The sequence below is a fragment of the Phocaeicola sp. genome (genome assembly GCF_048170425.1).
GTDB lineage: Bacteria > Bacteroidota > Bacteroidia > Bacteroidales > Bacteroidaceae > Phocaeicola.
This window is the reverse complement of the sequence record NZ_DBEXBB010000145.1, coordinates 1-5,756: the sequence shown is the minus strand read 5'-3', so window position 1 is coordinate 5,756 and position 5,756 is coordinate 1. Positions and strand designations below refer to the sequence as shown.

Annotated in this window: 2 protein-coding genes; both read left to right on the top strand. The window is 47.9% G+C overall.

The features are described from left to right. Positions 1-2,827: AraC family transcriptional regulator (locus ACMJ0U_RS05635; protein WP_417128735.1), on the top strand; the 2,827-nt coding region annotated here is incomplete at its 5' end. A gap of 137 nt (positions 2,828-2,964) precedes the next feature. Then, a complete protein-coding gene (locus ACMJ0U_RS05630; RefSeq protein WP_417128733.1) occupies positions 2,965-5,439 on the top strand; it encodes a TIM-barrel domain-containing protein in 2,475 nt (824 codons plus the stop codon). The last annotated feature ends 317 nt before the right edge of the window (positions 5,440-5,756 follow it).

Sequence of the window (5,756 nt, the reverse complement as noted above, 5' to 3'; positions counted from 1 at the left end):
TTTACTTCTTTTCTGCCTGATAGAGTTCACCTTACAAGCCGCCTCTCACGTCCGGTTAACCCCCATACCTTCATTGCCCCAACTTCCAGTCAATGCCATACACCGGATTTTTCAAGATAGTAAAGGGCTGATGTGGTATGGCACGGTCAACGGGCTGTGCTGCGATGACGGATACCAGATTAACGTGATTCGTTCGGACATCAACACACCGGGACTGCTGAGCGACAACACCATCCAGTCCATTGCAGAAGACGATAACGGAAGAATCTGGTTTGGAACCGACCACGGCGCCTATATCCTGGATAAGGCAAGCGGACAGGTCACGCCGTTAGACTCCAAAGAGTTACAAACAAGATTTATCTACAGCATTCGAAAAACCTCCGACGGATACATGTGGGTAGCGACAAGGCATAAACTTCTGAGATACAACGCTTCAGGAGAGTTGCAAAAGACCTACCTGCTATACAACCCTGAAGGAGGGCCTGCATGGATAACCGGTTTTTGCGAAAGCCGGCAGAAGCAGATTCTAATCACAATAGGAAAGGAAGGCATCTACCGTTACGACAAAAAAACAGATACTTTTATACGCTATGCCAGTCCTCCTTCAGGAGAAAAACTGACCTGCATTGTGCAGGATCGCACTCATAATTATTTCTGGGTAGGAACCAATTCTGATGGTCTGTTACTTTTTAACCCATCGGCTCCCAAAGACTCCATTTATACCTACTCTCCACTTCCCGTCAATCCTATGGGAGAAACGGAAAGAGACATCTTGTATATGGTACAGGACAGCCGAGAAGGAACTCTCTGGATGACTACCCGAAGCTCCCTGATTGCCATGCGTTACGATGAGACACAACGTTGTCTGCGCCAGACAGATTTTCGTCTTCCGGCAGAGTATGGAAACATGCTGAATGAAATTTACCAGGACAAAGACGGAAACCTCTGGGTAGCTTCTTTCGACGGAAAAAGTTTCATTATCCATTTCACAGAAAATGCTCCAGAAGAATTTGCCCTGCCAGCTCTCCAAGAACGGGTACGCTTCCAGCCGGCTATCATGGCACTTTGCGATGCGGGAGAAGGCAAGATGTGGATATCACAGGAACGAACGGGACTTTGTCTGTACGACCTGCCCCACCACAAAGTCACTCTTTACACAGACTTCCCTGCCGTAAATGGTCTTTCACTTGCCACAATCAAACAAATGACTGAAGCACGTAGGGAAGGAAACGTATGGGTAATACCCGAAGGTCAAAGCCTGATTTATGAACTCGGACGGAAAGGCATGCAAATGAAGCATCTCCGCACCCTGAGTCTTCCAGAAAAGACTAAAAGATATTTTACCCAAACCTACGAAGACCACAATGGTACGCTCTGGGCCGGAACAAACAACGGATTGTTTTCCTTCACGTTACACGACAACCAATTGCATACGGTGTGTGATACACTGGGACTGGTAAGTGCAATTAAAGAAGACAAGAAGGGAAATCTATGGATTGGAACTGTTAATAAAGGACTTTATCAGCTGTCTCCCAAGGGGGAATGTCATAAAATTCCGTCTCCTCTCTCCATTACCTGCCTGAGTGTGCAGGAAGACAGCCTCATCTGGATGGGCACGCAGGAGGGAGGAGTATATGCATTGAACTGGCAAACAGGGAAACTGACAGACCATACCCGACTGTGCGAACTGTACGGAAACATTGTCAACCAGCTGGAATTTGACGTATACGGACACCTGTGGATAGACACCAACCAGAAACTGATTGAGTATAATCCGAAAAACCATTCGTTTTCCACCTACCTTACCACCGACAATTCCATGCTGCTCCGCCGGTTTATCCCTACTGCCATCTGCAAGGGACACGACGGACGAATCTATTTCGGGGGTATCCCGGGCATCTGTGCGGTAACTCCTTCTGCCCGACTCGACCAGCCCAGCAAGAACATTCCGACATTCATTACCGGAACATACGTCATGGGAAAACCTGTCACCAACGGAAACTCCCTGACACTCCAGCCCGATGAATACGACCTGGACATTCATTTTTCTTCCCTCGACTATCTGAACGCCTCCAAGATACGTTATGCCTATCGTCTGATTGGACTTGACAAGGAATGGAACTACACCGCCGTAGGACAACATACCGTCAATTATAAACACCTGCCTCACGGAAATTATGTGTTCGAAGTGAAGGCAACCGATGGCTATGGAATCTGGAGCGACAAAATCACCCGCCTGCACATTGAACGTTTACCTGCTTTCTACCAGACAGGCTGGGCCATTACCTTATATATATTACTATTGGCAGCCGGAGTCTTCCTCGGGCTTCGTTTCTACCTTCGCCGGATGAAACTGAAAAATGAAGAACTGTATGCCGACAGTACGGAATTGATGAAAATGCGTTCTTACCTGAACGAAAAATCAGGCCCCCAGACAAAAGTGCGGGTTTCAGACATAGAGTTTGCCAAACTGGATGAAATTCTATTGGGAAATATCCTGAAAGCCGTGGAAGAAAACCTGAGCGAACCCGACTTCGACGTACAGCATCTGGCAGAAAAAGTCAACATGTCGCGCTCCACACTGACCCGCAAGCTGAAAGCCATTACAGGACTCACTCCACTGGAATACATTCGCCGTGTGAAAATGCAACATGCCTGCCGGATGCTGGAAGACCCTCGTACAGCTGTGAACGAGGTAGCACTGGCATTGGGATATTACAACCGGAAATATTTTACCTCCTGCTTTAAAGAGGAATATGGAATCACTCCCAGCGAATACCAGAAACAGCAGGAAAAGAGGGATACATCTGAATCAAAAGAGGGATAAAAATGAATCAAACCACCTCCTGAAGCATTTCATGCCGCTCTTTGGCACATTCTGTTCTCCTGTCCTACAAAGAATCTCTTTACATTTGAATCATCAACCTTTGTATTCAAATTTAACGAAAAACAAACTTGTTCAACATGAAAAAAGAGATTTTATTCTTGGCCGCACTGGCAACTTGTTTGTCTTCCTTCGGCCAGACTTTTGAAAAGACCGCTCAGGGAGGAAAGTTCCAGACCGCACAGCCCACCTTGAACGGGGAAGTGATTTTCTACTCTCCTTCCATTGTGCGCATCGTAAAGTATCCTTCGGATGAGATGCCTGAGAAAAAAAGTTATCCGGTCATCAAGACTCCGGAAAAAGTAGAAATCTCCTACAAACAGAATGGAAACACGGTATGTATGACTTCCGGAAAAATCACCGTAACACTCGATGTAACTACCGGAAAGGTGACTTACACTGACCTGAAAGGGGAAACGCTGTTAAAGGAAAAGGTGGAAGGTACCAACTTCATTCCCCGCAAGGACGTAAACCGCGATGCGTTTACCGTCAGTCAGGCATTCAGCCTTGAACCGGAGGAAGCCATCTACGGACTGGGACAACGCCAGAGTGGAGTCATGAACCACCGCAACCAGCAAATACATCTGTCAAACGGCAATACCAATATCTGTATCCCATACTTCACTTCCGAAAAGGGATATGGCGTATATTGGGACAATCCGGGTATTTCCGACTTCAGCGACACCCCGTATGAAACATCCTTCTCTTCACAAGTAGGACTCTGCTCTGACTATTATTTCCTTTATAAAGACGGCACACAGGATGGCGTAATCGCCTGTATCCGCGACCTGACCGGAAAGGCCACCATGTTCCCGCTCTGGACCATGGGCTACTGGCAGTGCCGCGAACGTTATAAGAGTCCCGACGAACTGTGCGGCGTACTCGACAAGTACCGCAAGCTACAGATTCCGCTCGACGGTATCGTGCAGGACTGGCAGTACTGGGGATGCGATTCCAACTGGAATGCCATGAAATTCATGAATCCGCGTTACATCAACAAGATGGACGACAAGGAAGCACTTCGCTACCTTCCGAATGGAGAAGACAAGAACGCACGCTATCCGAAACCCCGTTTCAAAAGTCCAGAAGAGATGGTGGAATATGTACATAAGAACAATGCCCACCTGATGATTTCCGTATGGGCCAGCTTCGGACCATGGACTGACCAGTTCAAGGAGTTGGACAAGATGGGAGCCTTGCTGAAATTTGAGACATGGCCCCCCAAGTCAGGCGCACACCCATACGACCCGTTCAATAAAGATGCACGCGACCTGTATTGGCGTTACCTCAGCCACCTGCACAAAATGAACATCGATGCCTGGTGGACCGATTCTACGGAACCCGACCATCTGAACCCGAAAGACAGTGATTTCGACCTGATGACCGCCGACGGCTCTTTCCGCTCCGTACACAATGCATTCCCGCTGGATCACAACCGGGGAATTTATGAGCACCAGCGTGCCGTATCGGACGAAAAGCGTGTGTTCCAGATGACACGCTCCGGTTACCTGGGCCAGCAGCACTACGGTGCCCTGAGCTGGAGCGGCGACGTGGTATCAAGCTGGAATGTACTCTGCCAGCAGATTCCGGCCGGACTGAACTACACACTTTGCGGCATTCCGTTCTGGAACACCGACCTGGGAGGTTTCTTCGGATGGGAATACAACAACGACTGCACCAACGTGGCTTATCAGGAACTGCATGTACGCTGGTTCCAGTGGGGATGCTTCATGCCGCTGATGCGTAACCACTGTTCTTCACCGATGATGAATGAAATAGACCTCTTCGGAAAAGAAGGTGACTGGGCTTACGATGCGCAAAAACGCATGATTGAACTCCGCTACCGTCTCTTGCCTTACATATACAGCCTGGATGGAGCCATAGTACAAGAAGACGGCACCATGATGCGTCCGCTGGTCATGGACTTTGCCAACGACCGCAAAGCTATTTTGCTGGACGATGAATACATGTTCGGTAAAAACATTCTGGTATGTCCGGTAACCGAACCACTTTACACCAAGAAAGTAGAAGGAAACAAGGGAGTTACCACCGTACCCGATGTAGCCAACGCTTCTGCTCCAGTAAAAGTCTATCTGCCCAAAGGCACACAATGGATTGACTTCTGGACCAACGAAACGGTAGAAGGCGGTCAGGAAATCCAACGCGAATGTCCGGTTGACATCCTGCCTCTTTATGTCAAGGCTGGAAGCATCCTTCCGCTCGGTCCGAAAGTACAGTACTCTACCGAAAAGAAATGGGACAACCTGGACATCTGCGTCTATCCGGGAGCCAATGGCGAGTTCGTGCTCTACGAAGACGAGTTCGACAATTACAACTACGAAAAAGGTATGTTCTCCACCATCAAGTTCAGCTGGAACGATGCCTCACGCACACTGACCATCAGCGACCGCAACGGTGAATTCCCGAAGATGCTGAAACGCCGCAACTTCCGCATCACGCTGATGCAGCCCGGCAAGCAGTCGGCAGAAACCGTCATAGTTAAAGCAGACAAAAAAGTGGCTTATTCAGGCAAAAAACTGGTAATCAAGCTATAAGCGAAATCATTAGTCAAATAGCACTCCAAAAACGAAATGCCCTTATCTCCAGTGTATAACTAGAAATAAGGGCATTTCATGTATTACCTCTATCCACCACAAGGATTATTCCTGCTTCTTCATCCAGACCACAGAAGTGCAAAGCTGTGCAATCGTTTCCCGATGACTTATCAGAAGTAAGTATTCGGCCAACTACAGGTATTAAACCTTTATATACAACAATAGCGACTGTCACTATGAACCTAATAGTATCAGCCGCTATTGTTTTGTTGAACCCATATGTTACAGTTTATATCAGTTACAAGATTCCTCCTTTT